General features: G+C 39.6%; 23 protein-coding genes and 3 pseudogenes. 18 read left to right on the plus strand and 8 right to left on the minus strand.

Features of this window, described 5'->3' with window-relative positions; all coding sequences use genetic code 11:
• Positions 1-121 precede the first annotated feature (121 nt).
• The 7 genes from FDF36_RS05480 to FDF36_RS05510 all read right to left on the minus strand — a co-directional run bounded on the left by FDF36_RS05480 (position 122) and on the right by FDF36_RS05510 (position 6,587).
• Complete coding sequence (locus FDF36_RS05480) at positions 122-727, minus strand: nitroreductase family protein (RefSeq protein ID WP_005821043.1); 606 nt, start codon at positions 725-727, stop codon at positions 122-124.
• A 13-nt stretch (positions 728-740) separates the two neighbouring features.
• Positions 741-3,491, minus strand: a complete 2,751-nt coding sequence (gene metH / locus FDF36_RS05485) for a methionine synthase (RefSeq protein ID WP_220390640.1) — start codon at positions 3,489-3,491, stop codon at positions 741-743.
• 19 nt (positions 3,492-3,510) lie between these two features.
• Positions 3,511-3,963 (minus strand): SsrA-binding protein, encoded by a 453-nt coding sequence (gene smpB / locus FDF36_RS05490; protein ID WP_220390641.1) that lies wholly within the window; start codon positions 3,961-3,963, stop codon positions 3,511-3,513.
• A gap of 9 nt (positions 3,964-3,972) precedes the next feature.
• Positions 3,973-4,515, minus strand: coding sequence for a Yip1 family protein (locus tag FDF36_RS05495; protein ID WP_005780359.1), 543 nt, complete (start codon positions 4,513-4,515; stop codon positions 3,973-3,975).
• A gap of 31 nt (positions 4,516-4,546) precedes the next feature.
• Positions 4,547-5,350, minus strand: a complete 804-nt coding sequence (locus FDF36_RS05500) for a hypothetical protein (protein WP_220390642.1) — start codon at positions 5,348-5,350, stop codon at positions 4,547-4,549.
• Between the two features lie 82 nt (positions 5,351-5,432).
• The gene (locus tag FDF36_RS05505) at positions 5,433-5,933 is read right to left on the minus strand and encodes a DMP19 family protein (RefSeq protein WP_220390882.1); all 501 of its coding nucleotides are present in this window, start codon (positions 5,931-5,933) and stop codon (positions 5,433-5,435) included.
• Positions 5,934-6,182: 249 nt separating this feature from the next.
• Positions 6,183-6,587 carry an HsmA family protein gene (locus FDF36_RS05510; protein WP_005780362.1) on the minus strand — a complete coding sequence of 135 codons (405 nt, stop codon included), beginning with the start codon at positions 6,585-6,587 and terminating at the stop codon, positions 6,183-6,185.
• 240 nt (positions 6,588-6,827) lie between these two features.
• On the opposite strand from FDF36_RS05510, the gene FDF36_RS05515 reads away from it, so the two are divergent.
• From FDF36_RS05515 to FDF36_RS05555, 9 genes and pseudogenes are all read left to right on the plus strand, one after another.
• Positions 6,828-7,529 (plus strand): iron-sulfur cluster assembly scaffold protein, encoded by a 702-nt coding sequence (locus tag FDF36_RS05515; RefSeq protein WP_005780363.1) that lies wholly within the window; start codon positions 6,828-6,830, stop codon positions 7,527-7,529.
• 20 nt (positions 7,530-7,549) lie between these two features.
• On the plus strand, positions 7,550-8,560 hold the full coding sequence (locus FDF36_RS05520; protein ID WP_005815056.1) for a GGGtGRT protein: 1,011 nt from the start codon (positions 7,550-7,552) through the stop codon (positions 8,558-8,560).
• Between the two features lie 846 nt (positions 8,561-9,406).
• Entirely contained in the window at positions 9,407-9,553 is a 147-nt protein-coding gene (locus FDF36_RS05525; RefSeq protein WP_188521267.1) for a hypothetical protein, read from the plus strand.
• Between the two features lie 103 nt (positions 9,554-9,656).
• Positions 9,657-9,947 (plus strand): hypothetical protein, encoded by a 291-nt coding sequence (locus FDF36_RS21145; protein ID WP_005815053.1) that lies wholly within the window; start codon positions 9,657-9,659, stop codon positions 9,945-9,947.
• A gap of 511 nt (positions 9,948-10,458) precedes the next feature.
• Positions 10,459-11,100, plus strand: coding sequence for a hypothetical protein (locus tag FDF36_RS05535; protein WP_217737934.1), 642 nt, complete (start codon positions 10,459-10,461; stop codon positions 11,098-11,100).
• A gap of 34 nt (positions 11,101-11,134) precedes the next feature.
• Positions 11,135-11,226: pseudogene (locus FDF36_RS05540) on the plus strand (transposase); the annotation flags it as partial.
• A gap of 259 nt (positions 11,227-11,485) precedes the next feature.
• Positions 11,486-12,511 carry a beta-ketoacyl-ACP synthase III gene (locus tag FDF36_RS05545; protein WP_032531336.1) on the plus strand — a complete coding sequence of 342 codons (1,026 nt, stop codon included), beginning with the start codon at positions 11,486-11,488 and terminating at the stop codon, positions 12,509-12,511.
• Between the two features lie 141 nt (positions 12,512-12,652).
• Entirely contained in the window at positions 12,653-14,098 is a 1,446-nt protein-coding gene (locus FDF36_RS05550) for an alpha-amylase (RefSeq protein ID WP_220390883.1), read from the plus strand.
• A 1-nt stretch (position 14,099) separates the two neighbouring features.
• Positions 14,100-15,044, plus strand: a complete 945-nt coding sequence (locus FDF36_RS05555; protein ID WP_220390643.1) for a YihY/virulence factor BrkB family protein — start codon at positions 14,100-14,102, stop codon at positions 15,042-15,044.
• A gap of 224 nt (positions 15,045-15,268) precedes the next feature.
• On the opposite strand, the pseudogene FDF36_RS05560 reads toward FDF36_RS05555, so the two are convergent.
• Positions 15,269-15,676 (minus strand): annotated as a pseudogene (locus FDF36_RS05560) (sugar transferase); the annotation flags it as partial.
• 310 nt (positions 15,677-15,986) lie between these two features.
• Here FDF36_RS05560 and FDF36_RS05565 point away from each other — a divergent pair.
• The 9 genes and pseudogenes from FDF36_RS05565 (at position 15,987) to FDF36_RS05605 (ending at position 22,561) form a co-directional block, all read left to right on the plus strand.
• A pseudogene (locus tag FDF36_RS05565) lies at positions 15,987-17,220 on the plus strand (site-specific integrase).
• 22 nt (positions 17,221-17,242) lie between these two features.
• A complete protein-coding gene (locus FDF36_RS05570; protein WP_220390645.1) occupies positions 17,243-17,632 on the plus strand; it encodes a hypothetical protein in 390 nt (129 codons plus the stop codon).
• A gap of 906 nt (positions 17,633-18,538) precedes the next feature.
• Entirely contained in the window at positions 18,539-19,111 is a 573-nt protein-coding gene (locus FDF36_RS05575) for a Crp/Fnr family transcriptional regulator (RefSeq protein ID WP_220390646.1), read from the plus strand.
• A 53-nt stretch (positions 19,112-19,164) separates the two neighbouring features.
• Complete coding sequence (locus FDF36_RS05580; protein ID WP_220390647.1) at positions 19,165-20,016, plus strand: GNAT family N-acetyltransferase; 852 nt, start codon at positions 19,165-19,167, stop codon at positions 20,014-20,016.
• 5 nt (positions 20,017-20,021) lie between these two features.
• Positions 20,022-20,543 (plus strand): GNAT family N-acetyltransferase, encoded by a 522-nt coding sequence (locus FDF36_RS05585; RefSeq protein WP_220390648.1) that lies wholly within the window; start codon positions 20,022-20,024, stop codon positions 20,541-20,543.
• 83 nt (positions 20,544-20,626) lie between these two features.
• The gene (locus FDF36_RS05590; RefSeq protein WP_220390649.1) at positions 20,627-20,854 is read left to right on the plus strand and encodes a hypothetical protein; all 228 of its coding nucleotides are present in this window, start codon (positions 20,627-20,629) and stop codon (positions 20,852-20,854) included.
• Positions 20,811-21,242, plus strand: a complete 432-nt coding sequence (locus FDF36_RS05595) for an RteC domain-containing protein (protein ID WP_220390650.1) — start codon at positions 20,811-20,813, stop codon at positions 21,240-21,242. The genes FDF36_RS05590 and FDF36_RS05595 overlap by 44 nt, the downstream gene beginning before the upstream one ends.
• A gap of 129 nt (positions 21,243-21,371) precedes the next feature.
• Entirely contained in the window at positions 21,372-21,722 is a 351-nt protein-coding gene (locus FDF36_RS05600; protein WP_220390651.1) for a helix-turn-helix domain-containing protein, read from the plus strand.
• A gap of 254 nt (positions 21,723-21,976) precedes the next feature.
• On the plus strand, positions 21,977-22,561 hold the full coding sequence (locus tag FDF36_RS05605; RefSeq protein WP_220390652.1) for a BfmA/BtgA family mobilization protein: 585 nt from the start codon (positions 21,977-21,979) through the stop codon (positions 22,559-22,561).
• Position 22,562 lies beyond the last annotated feature (1 nt).

The following is a 22,562-nucleotide window of genomic DNA, read 5'->3' on the forward strand; positions in this document are numbered from 1 at the left end:
ATGTAAGGAATATATTGAAATGGAAAAACAAAATGCAGAATTTATAAAAAAAGAAAAGGAACAAAAATAAAAAAGCCGCCTCTTTTTATCAGGGCAGCTTTCAGAAAAATCAATTTACGGTTTAATATTTCTCGTAATGAACTTTCTTCTCATCGTATTTCTGCTTAGGTTCCTGCAGAGCAGCCGGATACCCGAAAGGAATCACACATAAGGGCACTATGTTTCCCGGAAGCTCCGTATACTTGCGGACAACCCGGATGCGGTCTTCATAAGGATAAGCAGCTGTCCATACTGCACCCAATCCCTGAGCCTCAGCAGCTAACAGAATATTCTGCGCAGCAGCCGAACAATCCAGATACCAATAAGAAGAACGGGCTACATCACCACATACAACAATGGCATAACGAGCCTGAGTCAACATCTTTGCATAAGGCAATGCAGAAGCCATAGAATCGAGAGCAACCCGATCAGTGACCAGTACAAACTCCCAGGGACGAAGGTCTTTTCCTGACGGAGCAGCCATACCGGCACGTAACATCAAGTCTATTTTCTCTTTCTCTACTTCCTTATCCAGATAAGCACGTACACTCTTACGCGCAAAAATATTATCCAAAGCAGCATTGGATGTTGACGGGGCTTCTTTTGGGGAAGAAGATGAACAAGCAGTGAATGAAATCATCCAAAGCAATCCAATCGCCCATGCATAAATCACTTTCTTTGTTCCCATAGATTCTTTTTTATCAAAATAGTTTCAACCTTTTTTCTTGAGCTTCTTTCAATGAAACAGTTTCCCGCTTCATCAGACCACTCTTATCACGGAGTACCTGATATTCACCAGACAGCTCCTGCGCCAGTTCTTCTTTCAATTTCGGACTCATCAACCGGGCAGCGACACCGGCATTCTGTGAAGCATCTTTCAGATGAACCACCGGTGCATGATATACCGGAGCAATTTTCAGTGCAGTATGTAGTTTGGATGTGGTTGCTCCACCTATTAATAATGGAATATCCAGTCCGGCTTTCTCCAACTCCATAGCCACATGCACCATCTCCTCCAACGAAGGAGTAATCAATCCACTAAGGCCTATCATATCTACCTTTTCCTCTATGGCTTTTTGAACAATCGATTCAGCCGGCACCATCACTCCCAGGTCAATGATATCATAACCGTTACAAGCCATCACAACCGAAACAATATTTTTACCGATATCATGCACATCTCCCTTCACTGTAGCCAACAGAACCTTTCCGGCAGAAGAGGTTCCTTCCACCTTTTCCGACTCTATGACCGGTTGTAAGATTGCAACGGCTTTCTTCATCGTACGGGCTGTTTTCACCACTTGCGGAAGGAACATTTTACCTTCACCGAACAACTCGCCTACATGATTCATTCCATCCATCAACGGTCCCTCAATCACATCTACCGCCTTATCATATTGAGGCAAGGCTTCTGCAAGATCTTCTTCCAGAAAATCTCCGATCCCCTTTACCAAAGCATATTGCAACCGTTCTTCTACCGTACCGTCCCGCCAGGCATCATGCTTCACCGGTTGTCCTGCTGAAGCATTACCTGCCGAAGCCTCCTTCAATTTATCAGCCAGTTCAATCAATCGTTCGGCAGCATCAGGACACCGGTTCAATACCACATCCTCTATTCTCTCAAGCACATCCGCCGGAATATCCGTATACAGCACAGAAGTACCAGGGTTTACAATCCCCATATCCATACCTTTCTGAATGGCATGGTAAAGGAATACGGCATGCATAGCTTCACGAATATAATTATTTCCACGGAATGAGAACGATAAGTTACTTACTCCTCCGCTGATATGTGCTCCGGGAAGATTCTTTTTAATCCAGGCAGTTGCTTCTATAAAGTCTACCGCATAATTATTATGTTCCTCAATACCTGTTGCTACAGCCAGTACGTTCGGATCGAAAATGATATCGTGCGGGTTAAACCCAATCTTATCTACAAGTAAACGATAAGCACGTTCACAAACTTCTATTTTACGGGCAGCCGTATCAGCCTGTCCTTTTTCGTCAAAAGCCATCACTACTACAGCCGCGCCATACTGACGAACTGTTTGAGCATGTTCAAGGAATTTTTCCTCTCCTTCTTTCAACGAAATGGAATTCACAATTGATTTTCCCTGGAGACACTTCAAGCCGGCCTCGATAACCTCCCATTTTGAAGAATCGATCATCACAGGGACACGAGCTATTTCAGGTTCCGAAGCCACCAGATTCAGGAAAGTTGTCATCTCTTCTTTCGCATCCAGCAGTCCGTCATCCATATTGACATCGATAATCAGCGCCCCGTCTTCCACCTGCTGCCGGGCTATAGACAATGCTTCATCGTATTTCTTTTCATTTATAAGACGGAGGAACTTACGGGAACCCGCTACATTGCAACGTTCACCAACGTTGACAAAATTAATTTCAGGCTTTACTTCCAGCAGTTCCAATCCCGAAAGCCACATACAATCCGGCCTACGAGCCGGAACATGCGGTTTGGCACCGGCAATCAACGCGGGATATTCGGCAATATAAGCATCGGTAGTACCACAGCATCCGCCGATGATATTAATCAAACCTTCATGGATATATTCTTCTACTTCATGTGCCATATCCGCCGGGGTCTGGTCATATTTTCCCAGACTGTTAGGCAAACCTGCATTCGGATATGCACTGATATAGTAAGGAGCACGTGCGGCCAGTTGCTCCAAAAACGGCTTCAGTTGCCTTGCACCAAATGAACAGTTCAGACCGACAGAAAAAATATCGGCATGTTGTACCGAAGCCAAAAAAGCTTCCAGTGTCTGACCGGAAAGGGTACGCCCCCCTGTATCAGAAACCGTCACCGACAACATAACCGGTACTTTAAGCCCGGTTGCCTGCATAGCACGCTCCGCTGCCAGAATAGCGGCTTTTGCATTCAGCGTATCAAAAATAGTTTCTATCAACAAAGCATCTACCCCACTTTCAAGCATCGCTTCCATTTGCTGTTGATAAGCATCGGCCATTTCATCATAAGTCACGGCACGATAGGCCGGATTATTCACATCCGGAGACATGGAACATGTTTTATTGGTAGGACCAACCGAACCGGCCACAAAACGAGGTTTATCGGGATTGAGTGCCGTATATTCATCGGCAACTTCTCGTGCCAGCTTCACGGCCGTCTGATTGATTTCATGCACATACTCCTGTACATGATAATCGGCCATGGAAATTGTGGTGGAACTAAATGTATTCGTCTCAATAATATCGGCACCGGCTTCCAAATATTTACGGTGTATATCCTGAACCACGTCAGGGCGTGTGAGACAAAGTAAATCATTATTCCCTTTCAGTTGACCGGGAATATGCGCAAAGCGCTCACTGCGGAAATCCTCTTCTCTAAGATTATATTGTTGAATCATAGTACCCATAGCGCCATCCAATATAAGGATACGTTCGGGTACCAGCTGTTGAATAGTTCTTTTCATTGCTAAAGGTACAAACCTATCATCGTTTAAACATCCTGTCCATATCGCGGCGGTCGTCTTTTTCTTTCAAAGCCTCCCGCTTGTCATATTGCTTTTTACCTTTTGCCAAAGCTACAACCACTTTGGCCAAACCTCTTTCATTAATAAACAAACGAACCGGAACAATGGTAAATCCGGCGTCTTTCGTCCCTCGTTCCAACTTATTCAGCTCCTTTTTGCTCAGTAACAATTTACGGTCACGTCGGGCCGCATGGTTATTATACGAACCATAAAAATATTCGGCAATGTGCATGTTCTTCACCCACAATTCACCTTTCACAAAATAACAAAACGTATCTACAAGACTTGCTTTCCCCAAACGGATGGACTTAATCTCCGTTCCTGTCAGCACAATACCTGCTGTATAAGTATCGATCAACTCATAGTCGAAAGTAGCACGTTTATTCTTTATATTTATAGGAGCCAGTTTCATTTTATTTTCTTAATTTAATATAGCTGTTAGCTTGTTGAACACAACTTGTATTACCGCCGGGCATAGTATTAACAAAATCGACGAGAAAATGGTGTAACGCAACCGATTCTTTTCTTCCACCAGCATCACGACTCTTGCTCCTTCCCATACCACATAAACGATATAAAACTGGAGCAACCAACCGATAATACTGAAATCCGGAAGCAATCCGGTCACTATATGCAACAAAAAGGTGACAACTAATGCATAGCCTGCAAACTGCTGTGCCAAAGGGATATCATTGGACATGCCAAACATTTTTATCCCCATCTGATTGATGGCATAAGCTGCCAGAAAATAGCCTCCGAACAAAGCTACCGCCACTGCACAACACTGCGTCATGGCCAATTGGAAACTTTGCGGTCCTCCCCATCCATTGGTCCACAAAGCACCAATGAATACGGATAAACCGCATAAACCAATCATAGGATAGACAAAAACAGTAAGAACTGCCCGTCTATCCTCTAAACGAATTTCCTCCCAGGCCTTGGCCGGAGAGGAAATCAATGACATTGCTATTTGAAATAATGCTTTGTAATTCAAATTATTTAGCGGTTTTATATTCTATTTCATACGCCTTCTCTGTAGTAGATGAATCTTCTATTTTATTGTTGTATTCATTCTGCTGCGCCACTACAATAATTTTGGCAGGTTTAGCTTGTCCACTCTTCGAAGTATATTCTCTTAAAATTTCGCTAATATCATAAGCCTTAAAACTGGAAGTGCGTGACGCACGCTCAACTATCGCAGCAGCTTCATCTTTAACAACATAACGCAAATAGAGTTTCAAGTCTGTAGCACCTGAAGTAATATCATCTGTATAGCAAACCAGAGTAAAAGAATGTTTAGCGAGTTCATTCTTAATATCTTCCGGAGTACTTACATTTTTCACACGGTAAAGTACCGGCAATACAATTGTATTTTCACTAAACTGGAATGGGGCTACCGTTGAATATCCTGATGCAAAACTCAATGAACCAATTGGTGCATTAGTAGTCACATCTCCCGAACCACCGACAGCCGTAGTAGTAACTGCAGGAGCATCGATTCCTGTCGGATCTTGTAAAAGTGTAATCTTAATCTGCTTCGGATTTGTCGAGAGATCCTGACCTTCATCAACCTGGCAATAAATCCAAGCCATTCTTGCATCTAAAGTAACAGGAATCGTGTTAGTAGGGATGAGTTCCGTACCGGCGGCATCTGTAAACGTAACATAACCCATTCTATCATTAACTTTCACCACACCAGACCATTGCTGAGGACCATTTTCTCCGGAATCCATACATGAAGTAAACATAGTACCCATCAACAGGGTTAAGGCCAACACCATTAATTTCAATTGTTTCATAAATCTATTTTTTAGAGTTTGCAAAGATATAAATTCTAATTCACAATAAGTAAATGCAGAGACTTAAAAAATACTGCATCCATCACTTAACTATTTTTGCAAACAACTCCAAATGATCGTCTACATAGCTTGCTACCAGTGCTGTAACCTCCTCCTCAATATCCAGATATTCTTCTTCAAGATCATCAAAGGCCTCATATTGCTCGTACATCGCCATAAACTCATCCTCGGTACGCTCTTTTTCCAGATCGACACGGTGCGCATCATAAATCTTCTTAGCTTTATAAACCAACTTCGAAAAATCCTCGGCTCCCCACAAACGCATCACTTTTGCAAAAGGATTATCAAAGATATAACCTCCATACCCATTCTGAATCAATTGACAAAAACCACCAAACATGACTTCATCCCGAAAAATCTGATAAGCCAACAAAGAGTGCTGCTCTCCTGTCAACAGTGGCATTGTTTCGGCAGTAAGCTCCCCGCCAATCACTTCTTTATACTTATCTGTAAACACCTGGATAAATTCATCCATTCCCTCGCCCGCAGCTTTTTGCAAGGAGGCATCCGTAACTTCTATCATTTCCATTATATATAATAAGGTTAATTCTACATTTATAAATATCAGGAAACAAAAATACGGAAATATATGGTTCAGAAAGGCTTTTTGAAGAGTTTTTTAGAAACTGTCCTATTTTTAAAGCCCATAATTAAAAATTCCCCAATCGCTTTGGGATATATCCCCTGAGTTCTTCAATGGTTCTCTTACGGGATAATTCTTTATCTTAGCGGCTGAGATGAAGCTTTATTACTTTCTCAAATAAGGTTATTTTCAATGATGCAACGACATACCAAGATATACGCCTATACAGTAGGGTATCAACCAAATGCACCACACCACAATACTGAAACGATTGAAATGTTCTTTAGCCTTTTCACTCCCTTTTACATACGTCCAGATAGCCCACATAGCGTGAACAAACATCAACAAAATAGCGATAATGCCGGTCACAGTATGTATTTCATCATGCAGGTGTGTGAGTCGCGCAATATTCTCCATTAAAGCTGTTCCCACAGAATCAGCCAACAGCCCCAATAAGAAAAAGACCAGATGCCAAAATTTCAGTTTCTTCTGCAACCGCTCTCCCCACACTCCTATTGTGTAAAACACCAATGCAGAGGTTATCACACAAATGGCTGCTATTAAATAATGTATATCTACTTCATTCAAATTCATAACCAATCAATTTTTCTCAAAAGAAACAAAGAATCAGAGTAATAGTTCAACAAAATAAAGATTATCTAAAATGTCATCTCCACATTACAATCTAACGAAACTGAAATTTCTATTTTTCCCTTTTCATAAAAAAGTAATAAAACCCGATTTGCAAAAACAAATAAAACGACTACCTTTGTGAGCGATTTGAGAATCGTGACTACGTATTTTTAATTATATCACTTAAAAAAAGAGCTAATTATGACTTATTCACACGAAGTGGAACACATGTGTGTTGTAAAGAAGGGTCCTAACCATGGACCGGCTCCCATACCCGAAGAAGGAAAATGGGTAAAATCAAAAGAAATTGTTGATATTTCAGGTCTGACACACGGTGTGGGTTGGTGTGCTCCTCAGCAGGGTGCATGTAAGCTGACTCTGAACGTAAAAGAAGGTATCATCCAGGAAGCTCTGGTTGAAACTATCGGCTGTTCAGGTATGACTCACTCAGCTGCTATGGCTGCTGAAATCCTCCCGGGAAAAACTATCCTTGAAGCATTGAACACAGACTTAGTTTGTGATGCCATCAACACTGCTATGCGCGAACTCTTCCTGCAGATCGTTTACGGACGTACTCAGTCAGCTTTCTCAGAAGGTGGTCTGATCATCGGTGCAGGTCTGGAAGACTTGGGTAAAGGTCTGCGTAGCCAGGTAGGTACATTGTACGGTACTCTGGCTAAAGGTCCTCGTTACCTTGAAATGGCAGAAGGTTACATCAAGACAATTGCTCTTGACAAAAACGATGAAATCTGCGGATACGAATTCGTCCACATGGGTAAATTCATGGACGAAATCAAGAAGGGTACTGATGCGAATGAAGCATTGAAGAAGGTTACCGGTACTTACGGACGCTTCACTGCAGAACAGGGAGCTGTTAAACACATTGATCCACGTCACGAATAATATAAGGAGGAAAAGAAATTATGATTAGAGAAGTAAAATTTGAAAGTCAGGACCGCCGTATCAAAGGCATCATCGAAGCCTTGAACGCTAACGGTATCAAAGACATCGAAGAAGCTAACGCTATCTGCGAAGCTGCTGGAGTTGATCCTTATAAAACGTGTGAAGAAACTCAACCGATCTGTTTTGAAAATGCTAAGTGGGCTTACGTAGTAGGTGCTGCTATCGCTATCAAGAAAGGTTGCAAAAATGCAGCTGACGCTGCCGAAGCTATCGGCATCGGTCTGCAGGCATTCTGTATCCCGGGTTCTGTAGCCGACGACCGTAAAGTTGGTATCGGTCATGGTAACTTGGCTGCTATGTTGTTGCGTGAAGAAACTAAATGTTTCGCTTTCCTGGCAGGTCACGAATCTTTCGCTGCTGCCGAAGGTGCTATCAAAATCGCTGCAAAAGCAGACAAAGTACGTAAAGAACCTCTGCGTTGTATCTTGAACGGTCTTGGAAAAGACGCTGCTCAGATCATCTCTCGTATCAACGGCTTTACTTATGTTCAGACACAGTTTGACTATTTCACAGGCGAACTGAAAGTAGTACGTGAAATTGCTTACTCTGACGGTCCTCGTGCAAAAGTAAAATGCTATGGTGCAGATGATGTACGTGAAGGTGTAGCCATCATGTGGAAAGAAGGCGTGGACGTATCTATCACAGGTAACTCTACTAACCCGACTCGTTTCCAGCACCCGGTTGCAGGTACTTACAAGAAAGAACGTGTATTGGCCGGTAAGCCATACTTCTCAGTAGCTTCAGGTGGTGGTACAGGTCGTACTCTTCACCCGGACAACATGGCTGCTGGTCCTGCTTCTTATGGTATGACCGACACTATGGGTCGTATGCACTCAGACGCTCAGTTCGCCGGTTCATCTTCAGTTCCTGCTCACGTAGAAATGATGGGATTCTTAGGAATTGGTAACAACCCGATGGTAGGTTGTACAGTAGCTTGTGCAGTTGACGTAGCTCAGGCTTTGAGCAAATAATCCAAGTTAATTACTACATATTAAATCCCTGTAACTGATAAAGTTATGGGGATTTTTATTTTCAATAAGTTCGTTCGTTGAACTGCTGACTTACTTCTCTCCTACCTTTCTAAATCAATCAAGAATATTACAAATAATTGGCTGAATTTACTGTATGAATTTGGCTCTTTAGGTCGTAAGTGGGGTGCACGATTAGAAGTTAGTTTAGGGTAAATTGGGGCTGAAATAGCAGATATTTTGTGACTTATTTATGACCATTTTATTGTTTTCACACAAGTGGTCATATAGTACACCATAACAAACTAAATTACAGATAGATATAGCCATTTAAAGAACTTCCAAATGTCTAATTTTAATTGATTAAACAATGGAAAGAAGTTCATTCGCTGTTCTCTTCTTCATAAGAGAAAGCAAAGTTAGAAAAGATGGTAACGCACCTATTTAAGCCAGCATTACCATAAATGGAGAAAGATGTTTTTTCTCTACAGGCAAGAAAGTAAAAGCTACTACTTGGGATAAGACAAGCAATTAGTAAAGGGTAAAGACGAATAAACTATAAGCCTCAACAACTATCTTAAATCAGTCAAAGCTAAACTGTATGAGAAAGAAGCTGAATTGTTAGACAAAGGGTTCGTTATTACAGCCCAACCGCTATATAATGCTTACTTTGGTAAAGTAGAGTGTTTAAAGGAAAGAAGCCTATTGAGCATATTGAGCAATTGGAAGCACACAATGCAGAGCGTAAGGCGATGGTAAGTAAAACTGCTATTGTGTTTGAGTACACAGCCAGATTGCTCAAAGAGTTCATTCTACAGAAATATAATAGAAAGGATTTATACCTAAGATATGAAAGAAGCAAAGGTTTACTTTGGTACTGCCTATTACTTCAAATTAGAACGAGAAAAGAAAGATTTACTATTTACTAATGATATTCAATCTGCTGCCAATGAATATACCAATAAACTACCTCAACAGGAAGCGCCTAATATCTAAAGAGTATGCAACGACTAACAAATCCATACTAATATTGACTCCTTCTAATCTGTATAGGCTCTTTTGTCTATCCCTGTATAGAAATAATAGGTATAATATCAAAATGAGACTAAAAGACCTTGCCAAGTTTACAGGAGAGAAAGAAAGTGCATTAAAACAGTTCAATACTGACATTAAAGGTATAGTTTCCATTAAAGAATACTATTTACCAACAGCACACTCCATTTACACTATTAGGAAAAATAGATATAACTTACCAGATTTAGAGACTCACTTTATAACGTTATCAAAGGAGTTTACTCAAGTCAATGTACCTATTAAAATCAAAGGATATTACATTAAGCTCTTACTTATAGCAGAGAATAATATTATTAGCTTGCCCAATAGTAAATAGGCAGTCTACTTAAAATGAATAAAGACACTGTTCAAAAATACAATGTGGATTTACAAGAATTAGGTTTATTGCGGTTGCTATCCAATGGAGTAAAGCTAACACCAGATAATCTACTATTAAGTAATGATAATGCAAAACCCAAATTAGTCTGGAATGAAAGTAGCCAAAATCCATTACCCAACATAACTCTAAACTCAAGAAACTAAGGTAAACGACTTATTTATACCTATCCATTAGCACTTAATGGAGAGATACGGATAAGTCGTTAACAGCTAAATTCTTATAGCAGAAGCTCTTAAAGTGGCAAAATCCTAATAGCATTGAGCGAACATATACAACCCACCCCTAAATTCCTCTTGCCTTTTTAAAACAAAGGATTGCTTCTTCCAAGATTATCCCTATGTAAAATATAGCATTAAAGAATAAACTAGTATAACAATGGATTTTAATGACAAAAGGAACTATAAATAGGATTGAATTAATATCTTTGCAAAATTAAGATTAAAATGATATGGATTCACAATACGTACTTAAATATTTAAAGGATAAAAATACAATCGCCACAGAAGCATGTACTTCTATGAAAATGGTCATTGATTATAACATTACACCTAAGGAATATTTAAGCTATGCTAAACTTGACCTTGATGAGCAATATGGACATCATTTAATCAACGCTTTATGTAATGCTAAACGTGCATTTCATTGCCAATTAGATATTATATTAAAAAACCTAGCAAGAAAAACAGCTAATAGTTTTCTTAGCAAAAAGAAGTTGTTAGAAGAACTAGGAATTATTACCCCTAGAATATTAGAAAAATTGAATAGGCAAAGAAATATATTGGAACATGAGTATACCAAACCTAGTCTAGAAGAAGTTTCAGACTTCTTAGATATAACTGAGCTATTTATTGAATACACAAACAAATATGTCTATACACTAAAGTGTAATTGTTCTTTTGAAAATGTCACAATGGAAATACCAAGTTTAGATATTTCTTATAGAACAGAAGATGGGGGAATTGAAATACTTTATATTGATGATACAAAACAAATAAGAAGACCAATTATAGATGCGAAGGATATTAATCGTAAAGAGATATTAAGGCTTTATTTGAATTTTGCTTATGAAGATTACTGGGACTGGGAGTAATGTAAAATAAACTGTGTCATGCATTGTTTTTTAAATAAAAGAAGAATTTGATTTTGAAAGCATAAGAACAAGGCTATAGAACAGTTAAAGGCTGGTAAGCCATTGTTGGGTAAGGATGGTACCTTTGGCCATTCCCAGACCAAAGAGTTTTTCCCTAAAAAACACCTCTCCTTTTCTCTATCATTTCCCTAATTCTATTTTCAGTATTATAACTTATCCTAATCTCACTACAAAATCAATGCATTTAGATTACAAAATATAGAATAAGTCTTTCTTTTCTGTATATTTGCGCCCGGTATTTTAGATGCAATTCCGAAAAGTCGTAAGTTTTCGGAGTCATTTTATACTTCCCCCACTTAAGAACTTACTTATTTAGACAAAGTTAATGAAACAAATCAATGCAGTAATTACAGGAGTTGGAGGATATGTACCCGATTACATCCTGACTAATGATGAGATATCCAGAATTGTAGATACCACCGATGAATGGATCATGGGGCGTATTGGCATCAAGGAAAGACGTATTCTGAATGAAGAAGGTCTTGGCACTTCATACATGGCACGTAAGGCTGTGAAGCAATTGATGCAACGTACAAAAAGCCATCCGGATGACATCGATCTGGTAATTGTCGCTACAACCACTCCCGATTATCGGCTTCCTTCAACAGCTTCCATTCTGTGTGAAAGAGTGGGATTAAAAAATGCATTCGCCTTTGATATGCAGGCAGTATGCAGTGGTTTCTTATATGCTCTGGAGACCGGAGCCAACTTTATCCGTTCGGGAAGATACAAAAAGGTCATCATAGTTGGTGCCGATAAGATGTCATCGGTGATAGATTACACCGATCGCGCCACCTGTCCTATTTTTGGTGATGGTGCAGCAGCTTTCTTACTGGAACCTACTACGGATCATTTAGGCATTATAGATTCTGTTTTAAGAACAGACGGTAAAGGACTCCCTTTTTTACATATGAAAGCCGGCGGCTCCGTATGTTCTCCTTCTTATTTTACGATAGACAATCACATGCACTATCTTTATCAGGAAGGCCGTACAGTATTCAAATATGCTGTAGCCAATATGTCAGATGCTTGTGAATCGATTATCGAAAGAAATCAGCTAACGAAAGACCAAATCGACTGGGTTATTCCCCACCAGGCCAATCAACGCATTATCAATGCTGTCGCCCAACGCCTGGATATGCCATTAGAAAAAGTCATGATCAATATCGAACACTATGGCAACACCAGTGCCGGCACACTTCCGTTATGTATATGGGATTTCGAAGATAAGCTCAAAAAAGGTGATAATTTGATCTTTACCGCTTTCGGAGCCGGATTTGCCTGGGGAGCCGTCTACGTGAAATGGGGATATGACGGAAAGATAAATAACGCCACCAGCACACAAGCTTAGCCACAGAAAGTCATAATCACGCCACCGTCAACATCAGATAGCTTTTTAAAGCAAAATAGCCCAAAGTGCTTTTTTGCAAATACAAAGGAACCTTATGCCGCTTTTTTTTGTTATTTGCTGATAATTAAATGCATTAAGATGATGGAAAATGGCGTAATGATGCAGTATTTTGAATGGAATCTGCCTAACGATGGAAAGTTGTGGAAACAATTAAAAGAAGACGCATCACATCTACATAAAATCGGTGTGACAGCAGTTTGGATTCCGCCTGCTTATAAAGCCGACGAGCAGCAAGATGAAGGTTATGCAACCTATGACTTGTATGATCTTGGCGAGTTCGAACAAAAAGGAACCGTAAGAACGAAGTATGGCACAAAAGATGAATTGAAAGAAGCGATCGACGAGTTACATAAAAACCACATTTCAGTATATCTGGATGTAGTACTCAACCATAAAGCCGGAGGTGATTTCACTGAAAAATTTATGGTTGTGGAAGTCGATCCCCATGACAGAACCCAAGGATTGGGAAAGCCGTTCGAGATACAAAGCTGGACCGGATATAGTTTCCATGGACGCAAGGATAAATATTCTGATTTCAAATGGCATTGGTATCACTTCTCCGGAACCGGTTTTGACGATGCCAAAAAGCGGAGCGGCATCTTCCAGATACAAGGAGAAGGCAAAGCATGGAGCGAGGGTGTAGATAGCGAAAATGGAAACTATGATTTCCTGCTATGTAACGATATCGATCTGGATCATCCGGAAGTAATTGCCGAACTGAATCGCTGGGGAAAATGGGTTTCCAAAGAACTGAACCTTGACGGAATGCGTTTGGATGCCATCAAGCACATGAAGGATAAGTTCATCGCACAATTTCTGGATGCGGTAAGGAGTGAAAGAGGAAACAACTTTTACGCTGTAGGTGAATACTGGAACGGAGATCTGAAAACACTCGATGCATACATAGAATCTGTGGGCCATAAAGTCAACTTATTTGATGTTCCGTTACATTACAATATGTTTCAGGCTTCACAAGAAGGCAAAAATTATGATTTGCAGAATATCTTGAAGGGCACATTGGTCGAACATCATTGCGATTTAGCAGTCACCTTTGTCGATAATCACGACTCACAATTGGGCAGTTCGTTAGAATCACAAATAGAGGGCTGGTTCAAGCCACTGGCCTATGGTTTGATATTATTGATGAAAAACGGTTATCCCTGCCTGTTCTATGGAGACTATTATGGTGTAAAAGGCGAAAAGTCTCCCCATGCCCCGATCATTGATATTTTACTGAATGCAAGGCGAAAATATGCCTACGGTGATCAGATCGAATATTTCGACCATCCTTCTACCATTGGTTTCATCCGTATGGGAGATAAAGAACATACCGGCTCCGGTCTGGTCTTCTTAATGTCAAATGATGAAGCCGGTAGCAAAATGATGAAGCCGGGTGAGGAACATAAAGGTGAAGTATGGCATGAAATCACCGGAAGCATTCCCGAAGAGGTCACTTTAGATGAGAAAGGAAACGGAAAATTCTCTGTTAATGCCCGTAATATTGCCGTTTGGATAAAGAAAAGTTAAAATGGAAATTCAATCGGAGAGAAAGAAAAAGCTTAGTTTACCCCTACTGTTCAAAATAATAAAAGATACAGTTTGGGGATTTATAGACGACAGCGTTATGAGGCTGAGCGCTTCATTGGCTTATGCGACATTGTTTTCAATTATCCCTTTTCTTTCTCTCCTGGTCACTGTCGGAGTCTTTTTCCATATGGATTTGGCCAACCAGCTTTATGTACAGTTACAACCCATTGTAGGACCGGAAATCACCGGAGCACTTCGCTCCATTATAGAAAATGCAGAAAATACAGATTCTTCCAGATCTGCTGCCATTGTCAGCTTAGGCATTTCTATTTTCGGTGCTACCACTATTTTTGCAGAGATACAAAGTTCATTGAACACAATTTGGGGAATAAAAGCTGTTCCTAAAAAAAGCTGGCTCAAGTTTATCAAAAACAGAATACTCTCTTTTTCCATAATACTTGTATTTGCTTTCATCCTTCTGATTACATTTACCATCACCAGTATCATCGGAGAATTGAGTAAAAAGTTTATGGTTAATTATCCCGAAATAGCCGGGTCATTGGTTCAGGTAGTAGGAATCATTATAAATATAGGTGTAACGGCCATCATTTTCACATTGATTTTCAAAATATTGCCCGATGCCAAAATAAAAAGCAGAGATGTTTTTATTGGAGCGATTGTGACCACATTACTGCTACTGGTAGGTCAATGGGGAATCTCATTTTATATAGGGATTGCAAACGTAGGAACCGTTTACGGAGCAGCAGCATTCATGGTCGTTTTCGTTACGTGGATTTATTATTCTTCCATCATCATATATACAGGCGCAGAGTTCACCAAAGCATGGGCAAACGAAATGGGTGGTAAGATTTTCCCCGATGAATATGCGGTAGCCACCAAAACCATAGAAATACACGAAAACAAACCAATCGGATTGGATGATTGAGAGCAGGGATTGATACAATTGACGAAGGATGAATAGCACATCCAAACTCCACGGACAAAGTATCCACAATCGTCTTACGTATCGGATTATTACCAATGCTGACGATCAGCGGTCCCCGCACTTCCGACAGACGTAATATGGGATGACCAAGAAGAGAAGTAAACTCCACATCATCATCAAACAACGATTCAACCGATTTATGACCAGCTCGTAAAATATCAATGAATAGCATTGCGTTCGTTTACTTGTGCCCATCCAGTGATACCCGGACTGACTTCATGCCGACAAGCCTGTTCTTTATTGTATAAAGGAAGATATTGAGGTAATAACGGACGGGGGACCGATAAAGGACATATCTCCTTTCAGAACATTGATTAATTGTGGAAGTTCGTCAATCGAAGTAGAACGAACAAACTTACCAACTTTAGTCAGCCGTTTATTGCCAGGAAGTAAATTGCCTTCTGCATCCCAATCGTCTGTCATAATTTGAAATTTGATAACCTTAAAAATTTTACCATGTCTACTAGGTCTTTCCTGAAGAAAAAAGCACCGGCACCTTTATTGGCAAAATGCAGCCAAAGATAAGGAATATAATTGAGAGTTAGCGCAAAGCGCAGTAATAAGGCTGACAAATAGTGATTTAGGCAAAAAAAGAAAGATCAGAACGCCATCTGAAACCAACAAAAAGCCAAGTGAGGACAGAGTTACATTACTATCCCGTTACTTTTTTTGGCAGGCAGATGATTTTAAGATGGTTTTCAAAGAGCTGATTCACATTGATTTCAAATGCTATCGATCTGTAAATGTAGCCGAAATTTCGGGGAATGGAAGCGATAGTATGAAAAAAGAAGTAAATCCGATTCTTTCACACTGATTGTCAGCATTTTGCGTATCAAGAAACAACTCTACAGGTAATAATTTTGCGATCAAAAAATGTAGAGTATGAGATCAACATTCAAAGTCTTATTTTATCTCAAGCGCAATGCCCCAAAGAAGAACGGGCTTGTGCCAGTCATGTGCCGTGTGACCGTGAACGGCAAAGTATCTCAATTCAGTTGCAAGCTGGATGTAGAGGAAAAATCATGGAATGTCGAACTGGGCAAGTTGTCCGGCAGAAGCCTCGTTGCACAGGAAGGCAACCGAATGCTGGATAAAATCCGTGTGGGCATCAACAAGGCTTATCAAGGGATATGTGACAGGGATAACTATGTAACTGCCGAGAAAATCCGTAATACTTTTTTAGGTATGGGGATGAAGCATGAAACCCTGCTTGCCGTGTTTAGTCAGCACAATGAGGATTACGCCAAACAAGTAGGGAAAATCAAAAGCGAGCGCAGCTATTGGAAATACTGCACCGTGTATAACCACTTATCCGAGTTTATCAAGCAACGCTATAAGGTCAGTGATATAGCTCTCAAAGAACTTACTCCTGCTTTTATCACCGACTTTGAACTATTCTTAAGAACAGAGAAAGACCATTGCACAAATACCGTTTGGTCATACATGATGCCGTTGCGGAGAATTATCTACATGGCTATCAATAACGGCTGGTTGCAACGTGATTCGTTCTACGGGTACAGCATCACGAAAGAAGAGACGAAGCGAGTTTTTTTGGCCAAAGAGGAAATCACACTGCTCATTAATGGCACGTTCAAGAAGAAAAGCTACGAACTGATACGGGACTTGTTCATTTTCTGCACATTCACCGGATTGAGTTGGACGGATATGGCGAACCTCACGAAAGAGAATCTGGAAATATCCTTTGACGGTCATTTGTGGATAAAAACCACCCGCCAGAAAACGGGCACGGAAAGTAATATCCGTCTGTTGGAAGTTACCAAACATATCATAGAAAAATACGAGGGGATGGCCAAAGACAGCAGGTTGCTGCCCGTCCCTTGCTATCCCAACTGCAAAAACGGAATTAAAGTAATTGCAAAACATTGTGACATAGAGAAAAACGTTACGTGGCATCAAAGTCGACACTCGTATGCCACAACCGTGTGCCTGTCGAACGATGTGCCCATTGAAACACTCTCGAAGATGCTCGGACACCGCAGCATCCGCACGACGCAGATTTATTGCGAAGATTACAGCGGAGAAAGTAAGCCATGATATGGAGAAACTGTCGAAACAAATTGAACAGATGGAATCATTTATCTGTCAGGTAATTTAATTAATCATTAAAATCAAAGACGATGAAAAGAGAAAAGATAACTATTAATGAGGACGGTTTAATCACTCTGCCGAGCAATCCGGTTGAAACGGTTTGGATGCAGGATTTTAAAATGGCAGAATTGTTGGGAGTAATGCTGCCCACCATCAAATCAAACATACGGGTAATTCTGAAATCGGGAGTTGTTAAAACCGATTTGCAACATGGCGGAGTAGTTTACGGCAACCACGTTTTGCCGGACTGTTTCGGGCTGGATATGATAACGGCTCTCGCCTTTTGGATAAACTCGCTGAATGCCAAATTGTTCAGAGAATACATGCTCGGTAGACTCTATGCGGTAAACACGCCGAGTACACCAAGCGTATTCATTCGGATTGGGCATGGTGGATTGATTAACTTATTTGCCAAATGAATGACAAATAAGTCGGTCAATAGATATACCAACAAACTTGTTTATTGATAAATAAATTTGTTGTGAGGAAAAGCTATTGACAAACAGGTTAATCAAAATAGTGATATATCAACAAACCAATTTATTAATTGGTTGATTTATTATCGGGTCAGTCAGTTTCGTTGAAGGGACAAAGGTTGTTCCGGGTGGGTGAACATTCAAGTTCAAGCCCTTACAGGGTTACGGTTGAAATCTCCACACCCACGCTACGCTTCGGGTAGTATTTCAGCCTTAAAACTTGCCTGTTCCCTCTTCCGAACCTTAAAAAGCCCCTGCAACGAAAACGACCGACCCGGCAATGACGCATAACTCTAAAAGCAAGCACATCTACTACATCGGAGTGCTTGCTTTTTGATTTTAATGAAACTCAACTCCCTTGCCTCTAAATCTGCATAATATAGCCAGTATAGTATGTTTAACCAGCTGGCATACTATACTGAACACACCGGAAATAAAGCTAATTTTTCAATCCGTCCCAAAGGCGGATTCTTATGTTCATTGGAACATAGCAAGGTGTCTTTTGAGAAACAAGAAATATGATTGTAATCTATTGAATAATAGACTTTTGAATAAGAAGAGAATAACAATGGGAACGATATAGAAACGAGCGAACTTCTTTTGTTTGCTGTGTTTTTCCATTGTTTCAAATAACTTATATTCTACCTGCCAAAATACTATTTCCTCAATTAAAAACAACTTTTTCCTTTTAGAATATTTAGAGTTATCGAAAAGCAGTTTTATTTTTTATAGAATGAACCATAACTGATATTAAAGATTATCACTATCTTTGATATTATTAAGGTGTAGCACTGCATAAGTAGTGAAAGGACTTAAATATCCAACGAGAAATTAATAGTATACGAACAAATGAATGCCATCGAACAAATATTGAAAAAAGAGCTTAACCTATCGGATGATATGTGCAGCAGGTTTCTCGAATTGGTAGAAACGAAACATTTGAAGAAAAAAGAATTGTTTGTTCAACAAGGTAAACCTTGTTATTGTCTTGGTATAATTGAAAGTGGTGTGCTGCGTTCTTATATTGAAAAAGATACTGTTGAGTTCATTAAGGATTTCTACTTTCCCGGTTCAATTGTTGTTTCTTATGGAAGTTTCCTTACAGGTGAACCAAGTATTGGAAGCATACAAGCTCTTGAAGACACACATCTTATCACGCTCTCTCGCTCTTCCTATTATCAGCTACTCAAAGAATCGAACGAATGGTTTAAGTTTGGCAAATATATTTCTGATAGTCTATTAATAAAAAAATGTAAGAGAGAAACCTCTTTCTTAATGGACAGTGCATTCGAAAGGTACAAATTATTACTAAAGACCTATCCACAAGTAGAACAGCATTTATCCCATTATTATACAGCTGCTTACCTCGGAATTAAGCCGGAATCTTTAAGCCGACTCAAATCCCTTAACATAGGTCAATGAACTATTTTATTCCGTTTAGCTACTTTTGTGAACGTAATTAAAATAGAACCAATATGGAAATAAAATCTTTGAGTAATACAACTCTCGATAAATTATTCGAGGCATTCGAGCAAGCTTTTGCCGATTACGAAGTACAGCTAAACAAAGCAGAACTCTTAATTATGCTTAAAAGGCGTGGTTTTAATCCTAAAGCCTCTTTTGGTGCATTTGACGGAGATAAATTAGTTTCGTTCACATGTAACGGAATCGGAGATTTCTATGGAAAACCAACTGCTTATGATACGGGAACGGGAACACTGAAAGATTATCAGGGAAGAGGGTTGGCGACACAGGTATTCGAATATTCAATTCCTCATTTGAAAGAATCAGGAGTTGAAGAGTACCTATTGGAAGTACTACAACATAATACAGGGGCACTTTCCGTTTATCGAAAGTTAGGTTTTGAGATAATACGAGAGTTTTATTACTTCAAGCAGAAGAATAAACAGATTAACGGAGTTGTTAAAACGCTCAATTCTCCTTATATTTTAAAACCTATCAAGGTCAGCGAGCATAACTCGATACCCTTTTTCTGGGATTTTAAACCTTCTTGGCAAAACAGTTTTGTGGCAATAAACAACACATTAAAAGATTTTATCTGTTTAGGAGTTTTTTCAGAAAGTAAACTTGTCGGCTATGGGGTCTTTGAACCCGTGTCCGGTGATGTTACTCAGATAGCTGTAGCCAAAGAACACCGTCGCAAAGGAATTGGTTCATTGCTTTTTCAGAAAATGCTTGAAAGCAATAAACATAATTCTATTAAGATTATCAATACCGATATAGATTGCAATTCAATTACGGCTTTTCTCAAATCGAAAAACATTGAACCTGCCGGAAAACAGTTTGAAATGATAAAAAAGTTATAAATCTTATGCTACCTAAGTTCGAAACTGACCGTTTAATCCTCAAGCCCCGTACTATTGATGATTTAGAAAGTTGCATCAAAATGGATATAGACCCGAAAGTTACGGAATATATACCGGGAGAATACAACGGTTCGCACAAACATATTGCTTTCTTAAAAGAGAGAATCTTACAATCTTATCCTTTGGGCTTGGGATATTGGTCTATTTTTTCAAAGGATAGTCCAACCGATTTTATCGGTTGGATACATTTACTACCAGTGCAAGATAAAATACAAGCTGTAGAGATAGGTTGGCGGTTGAAATATTTGGCATGGGGAAATGGATATGCAACAGAAGCAGCGCGAGAAATAATTATGTATGCTTTTAAAATAGCCGACTTCAATCAGATTGTGGCATATACGCATTCTGATAATAAACGCTCTAAAGAAGTGATGAAAAGATTAGGATTCAGATATATTTCTGATTTCATTTATAATGGTAAAATACCCTCTTCGTCTTATGAAATAAGAAGGAAAGAGTATTATTAAAAACCATAAGATTTAGAAGATACTAAATTGTGACTATAGCGTAGGTATAATATGATACTTTTCACTTTATAAATATTAAACCTATGAATGATTTTACAAAAGCGAGAATATTCGGATTATTGTCTGAATCCTCACAGGAAGTAACGAACCAAGAAATGCAAGAAGCCTATGGCGAATTTGTTGAACAAATTAGAACCGTGAGTAATGGAAATGATTATTCAACTACTTATCGGCTTCTTGTAGCTACCCGTATTGAGATAGCATCACTTGAAACAACACCTCTTTACGGGCAGGGGGAAAAATGCGCTTAAAAAGCGTTTTTTACAAAAGACGTTGGCTATTATCAACTCAGAACTGGAACTGTTGAATCTAAAAATCCATTACCCAAGTACATTCCAAAACCGAATAAATAACATTCCATTATCACCACTTTATCTTAATGACGAAACCTATCTCGTTGAAATCATGGAGCTTGTTTGCGGAATGTTCCTATCCAAAAGAGTAGTAAACCAGACAGGAAAAGAATCACCATTAACCGAAATCGGAAGAGCGTTTGAATATCTCTTTAATATCAAATTAGGGGATGTTCACAAGAAGCATGAAAGCGTTATTAAGCGTAAGCCATCCAAAGTAACTGAATTTTTAGATACACTTCGTAAAGCTATTATCGAAGAAAATAAGAAGAAAGGCTATTTGTAAATCAACAATTTAGCAACTATTTATGGGGGTGTACCACTGGTACACCCCTAACTTATTTACACTCATTTGCCGAACTTTGCTTCATCAATCGATTGAAAACAATAATGTTAAACTAAAAAATGAAGCAAAATGTATATAGACAACGAAAACTTCGACAAGTGGATGGAACGGCTATCAAAAAAACTCTCCGAAATCGGGCAAGACCTGAAATCTCTTATCAATACCGACAACGTACTGGACGAAAATGATAAGATACTCGACAATCAGGATTTAGCTTTTCTGTTAAAAGTATCTTTCCGAACCCTACAACGGTATCGGGCAAGTGGCAAACTTCCTTACTTTATGATAAGCCACAAGACCTATTACCGTGCAGCCGACATCCGGGCTTTTATTCAAGAAAATGCCGATTGTAAGACCTACGAACGGTTCAAAAGAGAAAATCAACTCGATAAGCAAATCACTGCAAAACAAGGTGGGTAATATTACCGCCTGATGCAGTGCTAACAATCCCCATTTAGCAGAAATCGCCTTGCCCTGTGGCTCGGCTCGTTTCGCTAAATGAAGCAAGAGGGAACTGGACAAGTCCTGTTCTTCTCTCTTGCCCTGCGGGGCAAAGCCTTCGGCTTTAAGAGGTTACATTCGTAACCGTTTATAACAGTGATTATAACCTGAAAATGTATTTTGCTTATAATCAACTAAATGAATCTCATTTTCCTTATAAAAAAGTTATAATCATGGATAAGACCAGTAATATATCCACACTTACCACCATCGGGATAGACCGACAGACAGGTAAGTTGATAGATAAGCTCTGCAAACGCTATTCGCTGAAAAAAGGGGAAATAGTCAGGTTGGCATTTGTCTATATTGATAAAGCATGTATCAACCCATCGGAAGCACCGGAATCCGTAAAATCGGAACTGGCGAAAATAAACAAACGGCAGGACGATATAATCCGCTTCATTCGTCACTACGAGGAAGAACAACTAAATCCCATGATACGAACCGCTAATTCTATTGCAGTTCGGTTTGATGGTATTGGTAAGACATTGGAAACGCTTATTCTTTCCCAATTGGAATCCAGTCAGGGGAAACAAACAGCCGTATTGCAAAAAGTAAGTGAACAATTCGGCAAACATGCCGATGTAATCAACCAGCAGGGGAAACAACTCACCGCCCTGTATCAGATACATCAACGGGATTATAAGAAAATGTTCCAACTGATACAACTCTATTCGGAGTTATCAACTTGTGGCGTGATGGACGGTAAACGGAAAGAGAACCTAAAAGCGGAAATCGTCAATTTGATAAATACATAGA

The organism is Bacteroides fragilis (genome assembly GCF_019583405.1).
In the GTDB taxonomy this organism is placed as follows: domain Bacteria; phylum Bacteroidota; class Bacteroidia; order Bacteroidales; family Bacteroidaceae; genus Bacteroides; species Bacteroides fragilis_B.

Coding starts and splice junctions, on each gene's coding strand:
- FDF36_RS05480 (WP_005821043.1), bottom strand. CDS start 727: ATGGGAACAAAGAAAGTGATTTATGCATGGGCGATTGGATTGCTTTGG.
- metH (WP_220390640.1), bottom strand. CDS start 3,491: ATGAAAAGAACTATTCAACAGCTGGTACCCGAACGTATCCTTATATTG.
- smpB (WP_220390641.1), bottom strand. CDS start 3,963: ATGAAACTGGCTCCTATAAATATAAAGAATAAACGTGCTACTTTCGAC.
- FDF36_RS05495 (WP_005780359.1), bottom strand. CDS start 4,515: ATGTCATTGATTTCCTCTCCGGCCAAGGCCTGGGAGGAAATTCGTTTA.
- FDF36_RS05500 (WP_220390642.1), bottom strand. CDS start 5,350: ATGAAACAATTGAAATTAATGGTGTTGGCCTTAACCCTGTTGATGGGT.
- FDF36_RS05505 (WP_220390882.1), bottom strand. CDS start 5,933: ATGATAGAAGTTACGGATGCCTCCTTGCAAAAAGCTGCGGGCGAGGGA.
- FDF36_RS05510 (WP_005780362.1), bottom strand. CDS start 6,587: ATGAATTTGAATGAAGTAGATATACATTATTTAATAGCAGCCATTTGT.
- FDF36_RS05515 (WP_005780363.1), top strand. CDS start 6,828: ATGACTTATTCACACGAAGTGGAACACATGTGTGTTGTAAAGAAGGGT.
- FDF36_RS05520 (WP_005815056.1), top strand. CDS start 7,550: ATGATTAGAGAAGTAAAATTTGAAAGTCAGGACCGCCGTATCAAAGGC.
- FDF36_RS05525 (WP_188521267.1), top strand. CDS start 9,407: ATGAAAGAAGCAAAGGTTTACTTTGGTACTGCCTATTACTTCAAATTA.
- FDF36_RS21145 (WP_005815053.1), top strand. CDS start 9,657: ATGAGACTAAAAGACCTTGCCAAGTTTACAGGAGAGAAAGAAAGTGCA.
- FDF36_RS05535 (WP_217737934.1), top strand. CDS start 10,459: ATGGATTCACAATACGTACTTAAATATTTAAAGGATAAAAATACAATC.
- FDF36_RS05545 (WP_032531336.1), top strand. CDS start 11,486: ATGAAACAAATCAATGCAGTAATTACAGGAGTTGGAGGATATGTACCC.
- FDF36_RS05550 (WP_220390883.1), top strand. CDS start 12,653: ATGGAAAATGGCGTAATGATGCAGTATTTTGAATGGAATCTGCCTAAC.
- FDF36_RS05555 (WP_220390643.1), top strand. CDS start 14,100: ATGGAAATTCAATCGGAGAGAAAGAAAAAGCTTAGTTTACCCCTACTG.
- FDF36_RS05570 (WP_220390645.1), top strand. CDS start 17,243: ATGAAAAGAGAAAAGATAACTATTAATGAGGACGGTTTAATCACTCTG.
- FDF36_RS05575 (WP_220390646.1), top strand. CDS start 18,539: ATGAATGCCATCGAACAAATATTGAAAAAAGAGCTTAACCTATCGGAT.
- FDF36_RS05580 (WP_220390647.1), top strand. CDS start 19,165: ATGGAAATAAAATCTTTGAGTAATACAACTCTCGATAAATTATTCGAG.
- FDF36_RS05585 (WP_220390648.1), top strand. CDS start 20,022: ATGCTACCTAAGTTCGAAACTGACCGTTTAATCCTCAAGCCCCGTACT.
- FDF36_RS05590 (WP_220390649.1), top strand. CDS start 20,627: ATGAATGATTTTACAAAAGCGAGAATATTCGGATTATTGTCTGAATCC.
- FDF36_RS05600 (WP_220390651.1), top strand. CDS start 21,372: ATGTATATAGACAACGAAAACTTCGACAAGTGGATGGAACGGCTATCA.
- FDF36_RS05605 (WP_220390652.1), top strand. CDS start 21,977: ATGGATAAGACCAGTAATATATCCACACTTACCACCATCGGGATAGAC.